Source organism: Variovorax sp. LjRoot290, assembly GCF_964253985.1.
Taxonomy (GTDB): domain Bacteria; phylum Pseudomonadota; class Gammaproteobacteria; order Burkholderiales; family Burkholderiaceae_C; genus Variovorax.
Genome location: NZ_CAXURW020000001.1, coordinates 39,608 through 55,269 on the forward strand (window position 1 = coordinate 39,608; position 15,662 = coordinate 55,269).

A 15,662-nucleotide genomic window follows, 5' to 3' on the forward strand; every position below is an offset into this window, starting at 1 on the left:
TATGCTCCCGGCACCGCGGGCGGATGACCGCACGCAAGGAGCTCGCTCATGTTGAAGTACGCCATCATTTTTGCGGTGATCTCGCTGATCGCCGGCGCCCTCGGCTTCGGCGGCGTGGCGGCCGGCGCGGCCGGCATCGCGAAGGTGCTGTTCGGGCTGTTCCTGATCCTGGCGGTCGTGTTCCTCGTTCTTGCGGCGCTCGGGGTGGGCGCGGTGAAGAAAGCGCTGGATTGACGCACTACTCGAACGTGGAGACGGTGCTCGACTACGAGGTCGAGGCGCCGTCGCATTTGCTGCTCAACATCGAGGCCGCGCGCAGCGGCGCACAGACTGTGATCAGCGAGGATCTGGCGATCGAACCGGCGGTGGAAATGCAGGTTTTCTGCGACGAGGGCAGCGGCAACCGCTTCATTCGTTTCGATGCGCCGCCGGGGCCGCTGAAGATCCGCTACCGCGCCAGCGTCCAGCGCGCGCACGTGGAAGTGCCGTCCGATCTGGCCGAAGTGCCGGTGAACCAGGTGCCCAACGAGATCCTCCACTACATGATGCCGACGCGCTACTGCGAGTCGGACCTGATGTCGCGCTGCGCGCAGCAGCTCTTCGGCGACCTGCCGCCGGGCATCGGACGCGTGCAGGCCATCGCCGACTGGATTCACGACAGCATCACCTACGAACCGGGCAGCAGCGACTCGACCACCACCGCGCGCGAGGTCTTCGTCGAGCGCGCCGGCGTGTGCCGCGATTTCGCGCACCTGGGCATCACTTTCTGCCGCGCGCTCAACATCCCGGCGCGGCTGGTGGTGGGCTATGTGTGGTTCGACGAGCCGCCGCAGGATTTTCATGCGCTGTTCGAGGCCTGGCTGGGCGGGCGGTGGGTCTTGTTCGATGCCACGCGCATGGCGCCGGTCGATCGGCTGGTGCGCGTGGGCACGGGGCGTGATGCGAAGGACGTCGCCTTCTGCACCATCTTCGGGCCGGTGCGCATGACGGGCAAGTCGCTGGTCGTGCGCGAACTGCAGGACGAAAGCCTCACGCCGCCGGCCGAGCCCGAGCCCAGCGGGCAGCTGGTTGGGATCGAGAAGCCGGCGCCGGTGGCCACGGTCGGCGAACCCTTGAATTGCTATCAAAATGATAGCAATCGGCCCAGGCAAATAGCCGGGCCCGGCTTGCCCCTGCACACCGCACGGAGCACGGTGCGCGATTAAAATTAGCGCCCCTTTCCGCGAGCGCACGCGCATGTGCGCCCCCACTCTCCATGCTGTACCCCGAAGAATTCGATGTGATCGTCGTCGGTGGCGGCCATGCCGGCACCGAAGCCGCGCTGGCCTCCGCGCGCATGGGCGCGCGCACGCTGCTGCTCACCCACAACATCGAGACGCTGGGGCAGATGAGCTGCAATCCCTCGATCGGCGGCATCGGCAAGGGGCACCTGGTGAAGGAGGTCGATGCGCTGGGCGGTGCGATGGCGATCGCGACGGACGAGGGCGGCATTCAGTTCCGCATCCTCAATTCGAGCAAGGGGCCGGCGGTGCGGGCGACGCGCGCGCAGGCCGACCGCGTGCTCTACAAGGCCGCGATCCGGCGCCGGCTCGAGAATCAGCCGAACCTGTCGCTGTTCCAGCAGGCAGTCGATGATTTGATGATCGAGGGCGACCGCGTGGTCGGCGCGATCACGCAGGTCGGCATCGCGTTCCGCGCGCGCGCGGTGGTGCTGACGGCAGGCACCTTTCTCGACGGCCGGATCCATGTCGGGCTCGACAACTACCAGGCCGGCCGCGCCGGCGATCCACCGGCGGTCAGCCTGTCGGCGCGCCTCAAGGAACTGAAGTTGCCGCAAGGCCGGCTCAAGACCGGCACCCCGCCGCGGCTGGACGGGCGGAGCATCGACTTCTCGAAGTGCGTCGAACAACCGGGCGACGGCATGCCGGGCGGTGCCGGGCCGATGCCGGTCTTCAGCTTCATGGGCCGGGCCGACATGCACCCGCAGCAGATGCCGTGCTGGATCACGAACACCAACGCGCGCACGCACGAAATCATCCGTTCCGGCTTCGACCGCAGCCCGATGTTCACCGGCAAGATCGACGGCATCGGGCCGCGCTACTGCCCGAGCGTGGAAGACAAGATCAACCGCTTCGCGGACAAGGAAAGCCACCAGATCTTCCTGGAGCCCGAAGGCCTGACGACCAACGAGTACTACCCGAACGGGATCTCGACCAGCCTGCCTTTCGACATCCAGTACCAGTTGGTGCGTTCGATGGCGGGTCTGGAGAACGCCCACATCCTGCGCCCGGGCTACGCGATCGAGTACGACTACTTCGATCCGCGCGAACTCAAGAGCAACTTCGAGACGCGCGCGATCCAGGGGCTCTTCTTTGCGGGGCAGATCAACGGCACCACCGGCTACGAAGAGGCGGCGGCGCAGGGCTTGTTTGCCGGCATCAATGCGGCGCTGCAATGCAGAGGGGGGGGCGCCTGGATGCCCCGCCGCGACGAAGCCTACCTGGGTGTGCTGGTCGACGACCTGATCACCAAGGGCGTGACCGAGCCCTATCGCATGTTCACCAGCCGGGCCGAGTTCCGGTTGCAGCTGCGCGAAGACAACGCCGACATGCGGCTCACCGAGATCGGGCGCAAGCTGGGCTTGGTGGACGATGCGCGCTGGGACGCCTTCTCGCGCAAGCGCGATCTTGTTTCACGTGAAACAGAGAGGCTGCGTTCTATTTGGGTGAATCCGAGGAATCTGCCGGCTGCCGAGTCCGAACGCGTGCTCGGCAAGGCGATCGAGCGTGAGTACAACCTGGGCGACCTGCTGCGCCGGCCCAATGTAAGTTACGCCTCGCTGATGTCGCTGGACGGCGGGAAGTACGGCTCGGACCAGCCCCTGGGCGAATCGGAGATCGAGCAGATCGAGATCGCGGCCAAGTACGCCGGCTACATCGACCGGCAGCATGACGAGGTCGAGCGCGCGGCGCACTTCGAGAATCTCAAGCTGCCGGCCGACCTCGACTACAGCCAGGTCGCGGCGCTGAGTTTCGAGGTGCGGCAGAAGCTGAGCAAGCATCGTCCGGAAACCCTGGGGCTGGCTTCGCGCATCTCCGGTGTGACGCCGGCGGCCATCTCGCTCTTGATGATTCACCTGCGCAAAGGCGGTCATCGCGCCTTCGCTCGAGACGCAGCGGCCGAGCCGCAGCAGATCGACGAATGAGCCAGGATCTGGTGCTGCGCGAGGGCGCAGCCAAACTCGGCCTCGCGCTGAGCGATCGCCAGTGCGAACGGCTACTGGCCTACGGTGCGCTGATCCTCAAGTGGAACAAGGTCTACAACCTGACTGCGCTGCGCGATCCGACGACGGTGCTGACGCATCATCTGCTCGACAGCCTGTCGGTGATCGGGCCGCTGAACCGCGAGTGGCCGGGGAGGGCGAAACTGCTCGACGTCGGCGCCGGCGCTGGTCTTCCGGGCGTGGTGATTGCGATCCTGCGCGAAGACATTGATGTCAGCTGCCTCGATGCCGTGGCCAAGAAGGCGGCCTTTGTTCAACAGGTCGCGGCCGAGCTGGGGCTGCCCAATCTGCGAGGCGTGCACGCGCGTGTCGAATCGCTGGCCGGAAATTACGAACTCATCAGTTCACGCGCCTTTGCTTCGCTCCCTGATTTCTTCACCGGCTCGATACGCCTGCTGGCGCCCGGCGGGCTTTGGTTGGCCATGAAGGGCAAGGTGCCCGGCGACGAATTGGCCGAGCTGCCGCCGGGAATCGATGTGTTTCACGTGGAACAATTGAGCGTTCCGGGCCTCGATGCCGAGCGCTGCATCGTCTGGGCACGAAAAGCTGCCTCCTGACAGGCGCCCGACGCGTCGACCTCGCTTAGACTCGACGCTCTCCCATCCAAGGCAATTTCATGTTCGGCATCGCTGACTACGGCGCGTTCGTCGTCGCCATCATCATATTTCTCGCGATTCCCGGACCCGGGAACCTGGCGATCATCACCTCCACCGGCAAGGGCGGAATCCGTGGCGGACTGGCCGCCGCCCTGGGCTTGATCGCCGGAGACCAGATGCTGATGTGGGCTGCCGTGGCCGGCGTCGCCGCCTTGCTGGGCGCCTATCCGCCCGCGTTCAAGGCCGTCCAATGGCTGGGTGCGGCCTACCTCGCCTGGTTGGGATTCAAGATGCTGACGGCCAAGCCGGGCGCCGCGCCAGTCCTGAACATCCGTCCGCAGCAGTACTTCCGGCAGGCCTTGATGATCACGCTGCTGAATCCGAAGGCGATCGTCTTCTATATGGCCTTCTTCCCGCTCTTCGTCGACCCGGCTCGCCACCAGGGGCTCACGACCTTCGCGGTGATGGCACTGACCATCGCCGTGCTGACCTTCATCTATTGCCTGATCGCGACGCTGCTCACGCATTTCCTGGCCGAGCGCCTGCGCGCCAATCCCCGCATCTCGGCCACGCTGGAAAAGCTCGCCGGCGTCTTCCTGATCGCCTTCGGCCTCAAGCTGGCGGTGTCCAGATAGCATGGCGAAAATCTTCTGCATCGCGAACCAGAAGGGCGGCGTCGGCAAGACCACGACCACCGTCAACCTGGCCGCCGGACTGGCCAAGGTGGGTCAACGGGTCCTGATGATCGATCTGGATCCCCAGGGCAACGCCACCATGGGCTCGGGCATCGACAAGCGGCAGCTGGAAACGACGGTGTACGACGTGCTGCTCGAGTCCGCTTCCGTGGCCGAAGCACGGGTGAAGTCCGAAAAATGCGGCTATGACGTGCTGGGCGCGAACCGCGAGCTGGCCGGTGCCGAGGTGGAAATGGTCGCGCTCGACCGACGCGAAAAGCGCCTGCGTACCGCGCTGGCCGCCGTCGGCGCCGAGTACGACTTCATCCTGATCGACTGCCCGCCCAGCCTGAGCCTGCTCACGCTCAACGGTCTGTGCTCCGCGCACGGCGTGATCGTGCCGATGCAGTGCGAGTATTTCGCGCTCGAAGGGCTGACCGACCTGGTCAACACCATCAAGCAGGTGCACGCCAACCTCAACAAGAATTTGCAGATCATCGGCCTGCTGCGCGTGATGTTCGATCCGCGCATCACGCTGCAGCAGCAAGTCAGCGAGCAACTCAAGTCCCATTTCGGCGAGAAGGTGTTCGACACCGTGATCCCGCGCAATGTGCGGCTGGCCGAGGCGCCGAGCTATGGCCTGCCGGGCGTAGTCTTCGATCCGGCGGCCAGGGGCAGCCAAGCCTTCATCGCTTTTGCGCAGGAGCTGGTCGAGAAGATGCCGCCGGCCAGCGCGCTGGCCGGCGCTTCGCCCGTGCCCGCACCGGAACCGATGGATGCGCCGCCGGTTGCGATCCAGGATCCGAACGGCCTCTGAGGCCCGCCGGATCGATCTCTTTTGCTATCAATTTCGCAGCAGATGACTGCCCCGAAAATCCTGTTGCTGCCCGGCTGGCAAGACAGCGACCCGCCGCATTGGCAGAGTCGCTGGGAGGCGGTTCATGGCGATCATCGAGTCGAGCAGCATGACTGGATGCGCCCCTTGCGCGGTGACTGGTCGGCCCGCCTCGAAGAAGAGATCCTGGCTGCGCCGGGCCAGGTCGCGCTCGTGGCGCACAGCCTGGGCTGCATCCTCGTCGCCGCCTGGGCCGCGCATTCGCGCAACACGCACAAGGTGGCGGCCGCGCTGCTGGTCGCGCCGGGCGATCTGGAGCGCGAGGACCTGCGCGAGCTGATCCCGGGCTGGGCGCCGATCGTGCGCCAACCCTTGCCATTCCGCGCTCTCATGATCGCGGCCAACGACGACCCCTACTGTGCTGCCGAGCGCTCGCGCGCAATGGCCGGCGACTGGGGAGCCCGCTACATCGACGCAGGTCGAGGCGGCCACCTCAACGGCGAATCCGGCCTGGGCGACTGGCCCCATGGCCGTCAATTGCTGAACGATCTATTGAAAGAAGAATGACCTCGATGGCCACCAAGAAACCCAAGGGCCTCGGCCGCGGACTCGAAGCCCTGCTGGGCCCGACCTTCAACGGTCCGGACAGCTCCGCCAACGACGATGCCGCGCCGCCCAACCCGACCGCGCTGAACCTCGACCAGATGGTGCCCGGCGTCTACCAGCCGCGCACGCGCATGGACGAGGGCGCGCTCTACGAGCTGGCCGAGAGCATCAAGGCGCAGGGGATCATGCAGCCGATCCTGGTTCGCCGCCTCGACGGAGATGCGGCGCGCACCAAGAACGCCGAGTTCGAGATCATCGCGGGCGAGCGCCGCTTCCGCGCGGCCAAGCTGGCCGGGCTCGACAGCGTGCCCGTGCTCGTGCGCGACGTGCCGAACGAAGCCGCCGCGGCCATGTCGCTGATCGAGAATATCCAGCGCGAAGACCTCAACCCGCTGGAAGAGGCCCAAGGCCTGCAACGCCTGGTCGCCGAGTTTGGGCTCACTCACGAATCTGCGGCCCAGGCGGTGGGCCGTTCGCGCAGCGCCGCCAGCAATCTGCTGCGTCTTCTGAACCTGGCCGAACCGGCTCAGGCGATGCTGATGGCGGGTGACATCGACATGGGCCATGCGCGCGCGCTGCTTTCGCTCGACAAGGGCACCCAGATCACCGCGGCCAACCAGATCGCCGCCAAGAAGCTCTCGGTGCGCGAGGCCGAGGCGCTGGTCAAGAAGCTGGCCGCCGAGTTCAGCCTCACGCCGTCGCCGCGGCGCGGCGCCGCCGAGAAGTCGCGCGACCTCCAGCGCGTGGAGGAAGAGCTGGCCGATCTGCTGGCGGCCGAAGTCGAAGTGCGCATCAAGAAGCGCAGCAAGCGCAACGGGAAGGTGGAGGAGAGCGGCGAACTCGCGATCCACTTCGGCTCGCTCGAAGCGCTCAACGGTCTGATCGACCGCATCCGCCAAACGGCATAACTCACGACATCTCGGATCCCTTCCTTCCGGGCGATTGATTCGCCGGCTTCTTTGCGCATATGCTCAGGAGTTACTTTTTTTAACTTTAGCCCGAAAGTTCTCGGAGGGGATTCCACCATGCACATCGCTCGACTTCCGCTTGCCGCCGTCGCCGTGGGGGCGCTTCTTTTGACCGGTTGCCAGACCACGGACATGCAGATGGGCAGCCAGAGCGCGAAGACCGTGGCGACCGGCAGCGCAGCCGGCAGTGCATCGGCCAATACCAGCAGCTCGCTCGAGCGCTGCGCCTCGCCACTGGGCACCGTGTCGCTGATCGAGAACCAGTCGGCGGGCTGGTACACCATCCTGCGCAACGAATACAAGCTGCCCCCGACGGCCAACCTGCTGCGCCTCTTGATCCAGCAATCCAACTGCTTCGTGGTGGTCGAGCGCGGTGCGGCCGGCATGAACGCCATGTCGCGCGAGCGCGATCTCATGCAGTCGGGCGAAATGCGCCAGGGCAGCAACTTCGGCCGCGGCCAGATGGTGGCTTCCGACTACGGCATGTCGCCCGAGATCGTGTTCAGCAACAGCAATGCCGGTGGAGTCGGCGGCTCCTTGGGCGGCCTGGTGGGCGGCCGTTACAGCGGCGTGCTGGCAGCGGTCGGCGGCAACCTGCAGACCAAGGAAGCGAGTGCGCTGCTCACACTGATCGACAACCGATCCGGCGTGCAGGTCGCGGCCTCGGAAGGCAGCGCCTCCAAGACCGACTTCGGCGCCTTCGGCTCGGTCTTCGGCGGCAGCGGTGCCGGCGCTCTCGGCGGCTACACCAACACGGCGCAGGGCAAGGTCATCAGCGCCGCCTTCATGGACGCCTTCAACCAGATGGTCGTTTCGCTGCGCAACTACAAGGCGCAGACGGTGCAGGGGCAGGGCCTGGGCGGCGGCGGCCGGCTGGGTGTCGATGGCGGCGTGGCGCCGTCGCAGACCTCGGCGCCGGCCGAGCGTGCGCCAACTCGGCGCAACAGCAAATAAGACCTGACGCTCAGGATGCAAAGCCCGGCGCGGCTCTTCGAGCCCCGGGCTTTTTGCATTCTTCTTCAGAGGCTGAAGATCTTGCCGGGGTTCATGATGTTCTTCGGATCGAGCGCGCGCTTGATCGTGCGCATCATGTCGATCGCGCCGGCGCCGGCTTCGGCGACCAGGAAATCCATCTTGTGCAGGCCCACGCCGTGCTCGCCGGTGCAGGTGCCTTCGAGCGCCAGCGCGCGCGACACCAGCGCGTGGTTGAGCTTCTCGGCCGTCACGCGCTCCTCGGGGGCATTCGGATCCAGCAGATAGCCGAAGTGGAAGTTGCCGTCGCCCACATGGCCGACCAGGAAGTAGGGGATGCCGCTGGCATCGGCCTCGGCCACCGATTCGAGCAGGCAGTCGGCCAGCCGCGAGATCGGCACGCAGGTGTCGGTCGAGATCACGCGGCAGCCGGGGCGCGACTGCACGGCCGCGAAATAACTGTTGTGCCGCGCGGTCCACAGGCGCGTGCGCTCTTCCGGCGTGCTGGCCCATTCGAAGGCCTTGCCGCCGTGGCCGCTGGCCAGTTCCTGCACGGTCTCGGCCTGTTCCTTGACGCCGGCCGGCGAGCCGTGGAACTCCATCAGGAGCATCGGTTCCTCGCGCAGGCCGAGCTTGGCGTAAGCGTTCACCATGCGCACGGTGTTGACGTCGATCAGCTCCACACGCGCGATCGGCACGCCCAGCTGGATGATCTCGATGGTGGTGCGCACGGCCGCCTCGATGCTCGGGAAGGAGCAGATCGCGGCCGACACCGCCTCGGGCAGCGGATAGAGGCGCAGCGTGATCTCGGTCACCACGCCCAGCGTGCCTTCGCTGCCGACCATCAGGCGCGTGAGGTCGTAGCCGGCCGATGACTTCTTCGCGCGCGTGCCGGTGCGGATCACTTCGCCGCTCGCGGTGACCACCTCGAGCGCCAGCACGTTCTCGCGCATGGTGCCATAGCGCACCGCGTTCGTGCCGCTCGCGCGGGTGGCGGTCATGCCGCCGATCGAAGCGTCGGCGCCGGGGTCGATCGGGAAGAAGAGGCCGGTGCTCTTGATCTCGTCGTTGAGCTGCTTGCGCGTGACGCCGGGCTGCACCGTGACCGTGAGGTCGTCGGCGTTGGTCGAGAGCACGCGGTTCATGCGGCTCACGTCGATGCTGATGCCGCCCTGCACCGCGAGCAGATGCCCTTCGAGCGAGGAGCCGACGCCGAAGGGGATCACCGGCACGCTGCAGTCGCTCGCAAGCTTGACCGCGTCGGCCACGTCCTGCGTGCTCTCGGCGAAGACCACGGCCGAAGGCGGCGGCGCATCGAAGGAAGACTCGTCGCGTCCGTGCTGCGTGCGCACCGCCATCGCGGTCGAGCAGCGCTCGGCAAAGCGCGCCTTCAAGGCTGCGATCAGCGCATCGGGCACCTCGCGCAGCGCGATCTCGGGCGTGAGATGGGAAAGGGCGGCGGGGGCGTTCATCGGCGGGTCTCCTGAAGGGTCTACCATTCTACGAACCGCATTCGAAAAGGGCCCCGACATGGGCAATCGACTCACTCAGATCGCCACGCGCACCGGCGACGACGGCACCACCGGCCTCGGCGACAACACGCGCGTGCCCAAGGACCACCTGCGCGTGCACGCGATGGGCGACGTGGACGAACTCAACTCGCACATCGGCGTGCTGCTGTGCGAGCCGATGCCGGCGCCCGTGCGCGAGCTGCTGGTCGACGTGCAGCACCAGCTCTTCAACCTCGGCGGCGAGCTCTCGATGCCGGGCTACACGCTGCTCAAGGCCGATGCGCTGCTGCAGCTCGACAACGCGCTGGCCGAGCACAATGCGGCGCTGCCGCGCCTGGCCGAGTTCATCCTGCCGGCCGGCACCCGCGCCGCCTCGCAGGCGCACGTGTGCCGCACGGTCGCGCGGCGCGCCGAGCGTGCGGTCGTCGCGCTCGGCGCCGAGGCCGAACTCAACGATGCGCTGCGCCAGTACCTCAACCGCCTGAGCGATCTGCTGTTCGTGCTGGCGCGCGTGCTCAACCGCGTCGACGGCGGCGACGACATGTACTGGAAGAGCGAGCGCATGGCGCGTGCCGCTGCCAGTGAAGAATGACGACTTGAACCCAGGAACCCGAACCATGCCCATCGAACCCCGTTCTCCCGCATTGATCGCCGCGCTCGCATTCGCGGCCATGCTCGCGCTGCCGGTTGCCGCGTCGGCCCAGAGCGCCGACAACCCACCGAAGGCGCAGCGTGCCAACACCCTGAAAACCCCGCCGCGCGACAACAAGGTCCTCGGCGGCATCGAGCGCGGTTCCGATGCCGCCGGCCGCGGCATCGACCGCGCGGGCAGCGCCACCGAGCGTGGCGTCAACAACGTGTCGGAGCGCGCGAGCCGGCCGGTGCGCAGGGTGGGCGAGGCCTTCGGGCGCAAGCTCGGCGGCGGCCATGCCGCGCCGCCGCCGGTCGGGCCGCAGGGCAGCGCGCCCTAGCTTTACCTTGCTTCATCTCGCGCGTACATGCATGGCGCGCGAGCGACACACGGGCCTTCGACACTGAACTCCTCATCAACGCGAAGGAGTTCCAAGATGATCGAGTCCAAGAGCATGGCCGTGGCCGCAGCGGCGCTCGCGATGTGCATGGCGGGCAGTGCCTTTGCGCAGGACCGCCGGTTCGACCACGACGATCGCCGGGGCCCGCAGCACTATCAGCAGCAGCAGCAGCAGCAGCAGCAGCAGCAGCAGCAGCAGCAGCAGCAGCAGCAGCAGCAGCAGCGTCATTTCGAACGCCACGGTGCTCACCAGGACTTTCGGGAGGGCCGCCATTTCGACCGCCACGGCTATTCGCATCCGCGTGCCGAATGGCGCCGCGGCGGCTACGTGCCGCGCGAATACCGCGGCCGCAACTACGTGGTCAGCGACTGGCGTGGCCACCGGCTGCATGCGCCCCCGCGTGGCTACCAGTGGGTCGGCGTCGGAGGCGACTATGTGCTGGCCGCCATCGCCACCGGCCTGATCGCGCAGATCATCGCGGGCCAGTAAGGCTTCAGACGGCGGTCGGCGCCATCTGGGCGCACACGTTGCGCCCGGTGATGGTCAGGCGCAGCCCGCCGCCATGCCATTCGAGCCAGTTCAGTTTCACGTAGGCGTCGATGTCCTTGTCGTCGATCCGGTCGGCCTGGCGCTGGGTCAGCAGATCGACCGTGGCAGGCAGCGCCTGCCGCAGCCGCTCCCGGGCCGCGGCTTCATCGGCCGCCGTCGGGGAAGTGCGCGTGGAAGTGGAAGTCGATGCCATGGCTGGTTCTTTTCCGATCGCTGAGGAATGGGGACCAATGTACGCTTCCTGTGTGAAGCGTCACGGACCTTTTTCTCGGATCAGGCCATAAGACATCGGCGAGGCATCATTTGCGCTTCGGCTGCAGCAGCTTGCTGACCTCGTCCACGTTGGACCGGATGCGTTCGCTCACGATGTCAAAAGCCTCGGCCTGCGACTTGGCCGCCAGTTCCGACAGCTCGCGGATGTCGTCGAGTGCCTGCTTGAAGGCGGCCTTGCCCATGGCATCGAGCTTGGCGAGATTGTCCCGCGGGTCGGCGGGCGACATCCCCTTCACCGTGCCCTGCCATTCGACGATCGATGCCTTGAGCATCTCGGTCTGGCGCTGCACCACCGCCTGCAACCCCTGGTAGGACTTCTCGTTGGCCTGCACCAGCGCCTGCAGGTCCTTGCGCCCGCTCTCGACGATGGCGCCTGCGGCGCCCGCCAGCGGAAGGTTCTGCAGGCGTTCGGCCATGCCCTTGAGGGGCTTGATGAAGGCGTCCTGGACATCCTCCGCGGCCGTGGGGCGCGCTTTCTTGGCGGCGGTGGCGCCGCTTGATTTGCTGCTTGTTGCCATGCTTTTCTCCGTTCTGTGGTTGGGGCTGCCACGATACGCCCACACCAGGGCTTCATGGAAGTGGCTTGCAATTTCGCACGCATGTGCTAAATTGGCTCGCATGGACGCCAAGACCCAGAAGAGCGAGATGACCCGCACCGCCATCGTCGGTGCGGCGATGGATCTCGCCTCGGCCGAAGGCCTGGAGGCCATCACGCTGCAAGCGGTGGCCACGCGGCTGGGCTTGTCCAAGAGCGGGGTGTTCTCGCGCGTAGGCTCGCGCGAAGCCTTGCAGAAGGCGGTGATCGAGGAATTCGGCCGCCGCTTCCTGGCCGATGTCTTCGTGCCTGCGATGCAAAAGCCCAAGGGCCTCGCGCGCCTCGACGAGATCGTGTCTCGCTGGATCGTGCGCACGCGCGACGTGGAGATCGAAACCGGCTGCATCTACACCGCCGGAGCCTTCGAGCTCGACGACCGCGAAGGCGAGCTGCGGGACCTGCTGCTGGAAGAAGTCACGCGCTGGCGCGCCGCGCTCCGGCGTACCGTGCTGCAGGCCATCGAGACCGGCGAGCTCAAGGCCGAGACCGACCCCGCGCAGCTCGTGAGCGAAATCAACGGCCTGGTGATGGCCCTGCTGCACGACGCGCGCTTCCTGCGCGACCCGCGTGCCGCTGAGCGCGCCGTGCTGACCTGGCAACGGCTGGTCGCCAGCTACCGGGCCTGAACCCCCATGTCTCTCTGCCTTGCCCGTTCCCTTGTCTGAATTTCGCACAACTGTGCGATAAAAGGAGAAACCTCATGTTGATCGCTTTTCTCTTTCTTGGAGCCTGCCTGTTGGGGCTGGGCATCCGTTCCGTCGTTGATACCGTGCGCAGCCTCCCGCGCAGCAACGAAGACTGGGTCTGGTACTGAGCATGGAATCCACCATCAGCACCGGCGCCAGCGCCGCCGCTTCCAACTACTACGGCGCCAGCCTCGCGATGCGCGCACTGCGCTTCGCGCTGGGCACGGCGCAACGCGCCTGGCCGGCTCTTGGGGTCCGCGCCGCCTATCGGCTCTTCGGCACGCCGCTGCCGCTCAAATGGATCAACCGGCGCCACGGCCCGGGCGCGGGCTGGCGGCGCGAAGCCTGGCCCTTCGAGGACGCGAGCATGGGCCTCTACACGCCCGCCGTGATGGCCGCCGACACGCCGAAGGTCCTGCTGGTGCACGGCTGGGGCGGTCATGCGGGCCAGATGCTGGCGCTCGCGCAGGCCGTGGCGGCCGAGGGTTTCACGCCGGTGCTGCTCGAGATGCCGGCCCATGGCCGCAGCGCGGGCACCGTCAGCAACTTGCCGCAGTTCGCACGTGCCATCGACTACGTGGCAGCGCGGCTGGTGCAGCAGGGCGCCGTCCTGCAGGCCGTGGTCGCGCACTCGCTGGGTGCCAACGCGCTGGCCTACGCCGCGGGCCGCGGCCTGCCCGCGCAAAGCCTGGTGCTGCTGGCGCCGCCCGCGTCGCCGCACGCGTTCACGCGCTATTTCGCGCACGTGTTCGGCCTCAGCGAGCGCACGCGCGCCGCGATGCAGCGGCGGATCGAGGCGCGCGAGGGCATCCTGATGCCGCTCCTGGAGCCGGCCGCCGTCGGCCCGCGCATCGGCCAGCCCACGCTGGTCGTGCACGACCGTGACGACCGCGTCAATCGCTTCGCGGACGGCGTGGCCTACCGCGATGCGATCGCGGGCGCGCGGCTGATCGCGACCGAAGGCCTGGGCCACCGGCGCATCCTCAAGGAGCCTTCGGTGCTGCAGGAAGTGGTCGCGTTCATCGTCCGGCCCTGAGCGCCGGAAGAAGCTTCAGCGCGACGCGAGCGCGGCCGCTGCCGCGTCGGGCAGCTCGATCTTGACCTCGAGCACCTCGAGGTCGTCCTGCTTCTCCAGGTTGACCTTGATGTCCTCGGCCTTGATCGACACGTACTTGGAGATCACCGCGATCAGCTCGCGCTGCAGTTCCGGCAGGTAGTCGGGCCGCTTCTTGCCGCTCAAGCTGCTGCGCTCGTGCGCGAGGATGATCTGCAGCCGCTCCTTGGCGACGCTCGCAGTCTTCTTCTTTTCGCCCAAGAGGAACGAGAGGAGGGACATGGCTTATCTCCCTCCGAACATGCGCCTGAAGAAGCCCGGCTTCTCGGCATCGATGAAGCGCATCGGCTTGTCTTCGCCGAGGAAGCGCGCCACCACGTCGCTATAGGCCTCGGCCACGTCGCTCTCCTTGTCGTGGATCGCGGGCACGCCCTGGTTGGAAGCCTGGAGCACGCTTTCGGATTCGGGGATCACGCCGATCAGCTTGATGCGCAGGATGTCCTTGATGTCCTCCAGCGAGAGCATCTGGCCGCCGGCCACGCGGTTCGGGTTGTAGCGCGTGATCAGCAGGTGCTCCTTGATCGGGTCGCCGCCGTTCTTCGCGCGCTTCGTCTTGCTGCCGAGCATGCCGAGGATGCGGTCGGAATCGCGCACCGACGAAACTTCCGGATTGGTCACGACCAGGGCCTCGTCGGCGAAGTGCATCGCCATCAGCGCACCGGTCTCGATGCCGGCCGGGGAGTCGCAGACGATGTAGTCGAAGTCCATTCCGCCGAGGTCCGTCAGAACCTTCTCGACGCCGTCCTGCGTGAGCGCGTCTTTGTCGCGCGTCTGCGAAGCGGCCAGCACGAACAGGTTGTCGCACTGCTTGTCCTTGATGAGGGCCTGATTCAGGTTGGCCTCGCCCTGGATCACGTTGATCAGGTCGTACACCACGCGCCGTTCGCAGCCCATGATCAGGTCGAGGTTGCGCAGGCCGACGTCGAAATCGATCACGGCCGTCTTCTTGCCGGCAAGCGCGAGCCCCGACGCAAAGCTCGCGCTCGTGGTCGTCTTGCCGACGCCGCCCTTGCCCGAGGTCACCACCACAATTTTGGCCATTCCATTCCTTCGTTTATTTCGGTTGTCAGGTGTGCGAGGCGCGCCGCTTCATTGAATCGCGCTCATCACGATTTTCTTGCCGTCGAGCGAGATCTGTGCCGGCTTGCCTGCGATGTCTGCCGGCAGAGCGACTTCCGAGGTGCGGTAGATGCCCGCGATGGCCACCAGCTGCGCTTCCATGCAGGTCGTGAAGATGCGCGCCTCGGCATTGCCGCGCGCACCGGCGATCGCCTTGCCGCGCAGCGGTGCATAGACGTGGACGTTGCCGTCGGCGATCACCTCCGCGCCGAAGCTGACCACGGCGGTCACGACCACGTCGCCGCCCCGCGCATACACCTGCTGGCCCGAGCGCAAGGGCTTGTCGATCACCAGCGTGCCGTTCGCCGGCACCGGCACTTCGCGCACGATTTGCGGCGCCTCGCTGGGCGCCTCGGCCGGCGGCGCAGGCGGGCGGGGGCTCGGCGTCACCGGCATCGCGGCCAGCGACAGGCCGGCGGCACGGGCCGCGGCATTCTGCGCATCGTTGCCGCCGCGCACGGCGATCGGCTGCGTCTGGTGGCGCGCCAGCAACGCGCGCAGCGCGGCAAAGTCGATATTGGCGCCCGCTTGGTCCTCCTGCAGCTGCGAGAGGTCGATGACCACCGGCTCCTGATCGAAGAAGTCAGGCGAATCGGCCAACTGGACGTCCAGCGCCTCGGCGAGAACGCCGAGCTCGGCCGTCTTGAGGATCACGGCGATCAGCGGCAGCGTCGCGCTCTTGAATTCGAATACCGCCTTGGTGCGCGCGGCGGAAGCATCGGCCATGGAAAACGTTGGTGCGAAAAGCGTTGGAGTCTAACGGGGCGCAGGCCGCACGCCGCTGACAGGCTGGTGAAAGAACACGCGGCACAACATCTCTTGCACCAGGTTGCATTTTTTGCGGTCATGA

The 15,662-nt window shown here is 66.8% G+C and carries 20 protein-coding genes; 14 read left to right on the forward strand and 6 right to left on the reverse strand.

What is annotated here, in order from left to right:
- Positions 1 to 48 precede the first annotated feature (48 nt).
- The 9 genes from ACSQ9A_RS00200 to ACSQ9A_RS00240 all read left to right on the forward strand — a co-directional run bounded on the left by ACSQ9A_RS00200 (position 49) and on the right by ACSQ9A_RS00240 (position 7,916).
- A complete protein-coding gene (locus ACSQ9A_RS00200; protein ID WP_093106971.1) occupies positions 49 to 234 on the forward strand; it encodes a DUF1328 family protein in 186 nt (61 codons plus the stop codon).
- Positions 231 to 1,205: a transglutaminase-like domain-containing protein gene (locus ACSQ9A_RS00205; protein ID WP_436302254.1), complete on the forward strand. Its 975-nt coding sequence runs from the start codon at positions 231 to 233 to the stop codon at positions 1,203 to 1,205. Before ACSQ9A_RS00200 ends, ACSQ9A_RS00205 begins: the two co-directional genes overlap by 4 nt.
- A 50-nt stretch (positions 1,206 to 1,255) precedes the next feature.
- Positions 1,256 to 3,205 (forward strand): tRNA uridine-5-carboxymethylaminomethyl(34) synthesis enzyme MnmG, encoded by a 1,950-nt coding sequence (gene mnmG / locus ACSQ9A_RS00210; protein ID WP_436302255.1) that lies wholly within the window; start codon positions 1,256 to 1,258, stop codon positions 3,203 to 3,205.
- Positions 3,202 to 3,840, forward strand: a complete 639-nt coding sequence (gene rsmG / locus ACSQ9A_RS00215; RefSeq protein ID WP_436302256.1) for a 16S rRNA (guanine(527)-N(7))-methyltransferase RsmG — start codon at positions 3,202 to 3,204, stop codon at positions 3,838 to 3,840. Before mnmG ends, rsmG begins: the two co-directional genes overlap by 4 nt.
- Before the next feature lie 59 nt (positions 3,841 to 3,899).
- On the forward strand, positions 3,900 to 4,514 hold the full coding sequence (locus ACSQ9A_RS00220; protein WP_436294801.1) for a LysE family transporter: 615 nt from the start codon (positions 3,900 to 3,902) through the stop codon (positions 4,512 to 4,514).
- A 1-nt stretch (position 4,515) separates the two neighbouring features.
- Positions 4,516 to 5,370, forward strand: a complete 855-nt coding sequence (locus ACSQ9A_RS00225) for a ParA family protein (RefSeq protein ID WP_436302257.1) — start codon at positions 4,516 to 4,518, stop codon at positions 5,368 to 5,370.
- A gap of 42 nt (positions 5,371 to 5,412) precedes the next feature.
- Complete coding sequence (locus tag ACSQ9A_RS00230; RefSeq protein ID WP_436294799.1) at positions 5,413 to 5,955, forward strand: RBBP9/YdeN family alpha/beta hydrolase; 543 nt, start codon at positions 5,413 to 5,415, stop codon at positions 5,953 to 5,955.
- Between the two features lie 5 nt (positions 5,956 to 5,960).
- Complete coding sequence (locus tag ACSQ9A_RS00235) at positions 5,961 to 6,902, forward strand: ParB/RepB/Spo0J family partition protein (protein ID WP_093107344.1); 942 nt, start codon at positions 5,961 to 5,963, stop codon at positions 6,900 to 6,902.
- Positions 6,903 to 7,019: 117 nt separating this feature from the next.
- A complete protein-coding gene (locus tag ACSQ9A_RS00240) occupies positions 7,020 to 7,916 on the forward strand; it encodes a CsgG/HfaB family protein (RefSeq protein ID WP_436302258.1) in 897 nt (298 codons plus the stop codon).
- A 65-nt stretch (positions 7,917 to 7,981) separates the two neighbouring features.
- On the opposite strand, the gene ACSQ9A_RS00245 is transcribed toward ACSQ9A_RS00240, so the two are convergent.
- Positions 7,982 to 9,406 (reverse strand): FAD-binding oxidoreductase, encoded by a 1,425-nt coding sequence (locus ACSQ9A_RS00245; RefSeq protein WP_436302259.1) that lies wholly within the window; start codon positions 9,404 to 9,406, stop codon positions 7,982 to 7,984.
- A gap of 58 nt (positions 9,407 to 9,464) precedes the next feature.
- On the opposite strand from ACSQ9A_RS00245, the gene ACSQ9A_RS00250 reads away from it, so the two are divergent.
- From ACSQ9A_RS00250 to ACSQ9A_RS00260, 3 genes are all read left to right on the forward strand, one after another.
- Complete coding sequence (locus ACSQ9A_RS00250; protein ID WP_436302260.1) at positions 9,465 to 10,037, forward strand: cob(I)yrinic acid a,c-diamide adenosyltransferase; 573 nt, start codon at positions 9,465 to 9,467, stop codon at positions 10,035 to 10,037.
- Positions 10,038 to 10,062: 25 nt separating this feature from the next.
- On the forward strand, positions 10,063 to 10,416 hold the full coding sequence (locus tag ACSQ9A_RS00255; protein WP_436302261.1) for a hypothetical protein: 354 nt from the start codon (positions 10,063 to 10,065) through the stop codon (positions 10,414 to 10,416).
- A 96-nt stretch (positions 10,417 to 10,512) separates the two neighbouring features.
- Positions 10,513 to 10,965, forward strand: coding sequence for an RcnB family protein (locus ACSQ9A_RS00260; protein WP_436302262.1), 453 nt, complete (start codon positions 10,513 to 10,515; stop codon positions 10,963 to 10,965).
- Positions 10,966 to 10,969: 4 nt separating this feature from the next.
- Here ACSQ9A_RS00260 and ACSQ9A_RS00265 read toward each other — a convergent pair whose 3' ends face one another.
- Positions 10,970 to 11,218 carry a hypothetical protein gene (locus tag ACSQ9A_RS00265; RefSeq protein ID WP_093106939.1) on the reverse strand — a complete coding sequence of 83 codons (249 nt, stop codon included), beginning with the start codon at positions 11,216 to 11,218 and terminating at the stop codon, positions 10,970 to 10,972.
- Positions 11,219 to 11,324: 106 nt separating this feature from the next.
- Positions 11,325 to 11,816 carry a TIGR01841 family phasin gene (phaP, locus tag ACSQ9A_RS00270; protein ID WP_436302263.1) on the reverse strand — a complete coding sequence of 164 codons (492 nt, stop codon included), beginning with the start codon at positions 11,814 to 11,816 and terminating at the stop codon, positions 11,325 to 11,327.
- Between the two features lie 100 nt (positions 11,817 to 11,916).
- Here phaP and ACSQ9A_RS00275 point away from each other — a divergent pair, with 100 nt between their 5' ends.
- Together ACSQ9A_RS00275 and ACSQ9A_RS00280 are read left to right on the forward strand one after the other, a co-directional pair.
- The gene (locus tag ACSQ9A_RS00275) at positions 11,917 to 12,519 is read left to right on the forward strand and encodes a TetR/AcrR family transcriptional regulator (protein ID WP_093106933.1); all 603 of its coding nucleotides are present in this window, start codon (positions 11,917 to 11,919) and stop codon (positions 12,517 to 12,519) included.
- A gap of 190 nt (positions 12,520 to 12,709) precedes the next feature.
- Positions 12,710 to 13,615, forward strand: coding sequence for an alpha/beta hydrolase (locus ACSQ9A_RS00280; protein ID WP_436302264.1), 906 nt, complete (start codon positions 12,710 to 12,712; stop codon positions 13,613 to 13,615).
- A 15-nt stretch (positions 13,616 to 13,630) separates the two neighbouring features.
- Here the strand turns inward: ACSQ9A_RS00280 and minE are convergent, their stop codons facing one another.
- Genes minE through minC form a run of 3 tightly spaced genes read right to left on the reverse strand, consistent with a single transcriptional unit; the run spans position 13,631 to position 15,538 of the window.
- Positions 13,631 to 13,915 (reverse strand): cell division topological specificity factor MinE, encoded by a 285-nt coding sequence (gene minE / locus ACSQ9A_RS00285; RefSeq protein ID WP_436302265.1) that lies wholly within the window; start codon positions 13,913 to 13,915, stop codon positions 13,631 to 13,633.
- A 3-nt stretch (positions 13,916 to 13,918) separates the two neighbouring features.
- The gene (minD, locus tag ACSQ9A_RS00290) at positions 13,919 to 14,734 is read right to left on the reverse strand and encodes a septum site-determining protein MinD (protein WP_093106925.1); all 816 of its coding nucleotides are present in this window, start codon (positions 14,732 to 14,734) and stop codon (positions 13,919 to 13,921) included.
- Between the two features lie 48 nt (positions 14,735 to 14,782).
- Positions 14,783 to 15,538 carry a septum site-determining protein MinC gene (minC, locus tag ACSQ9A_RS00295; protein WP_436302266.1) on the reverse strand — a complete coding sequence of 252 codons (756 nt, stop codon included), beginning with the start codon at positions 15,536 to 15,538 and terminating at the stop codon, positions 14,783 to 14,785.
- Positions 15,539 to 15,662 lie beyond the last annotated feature (124 nt).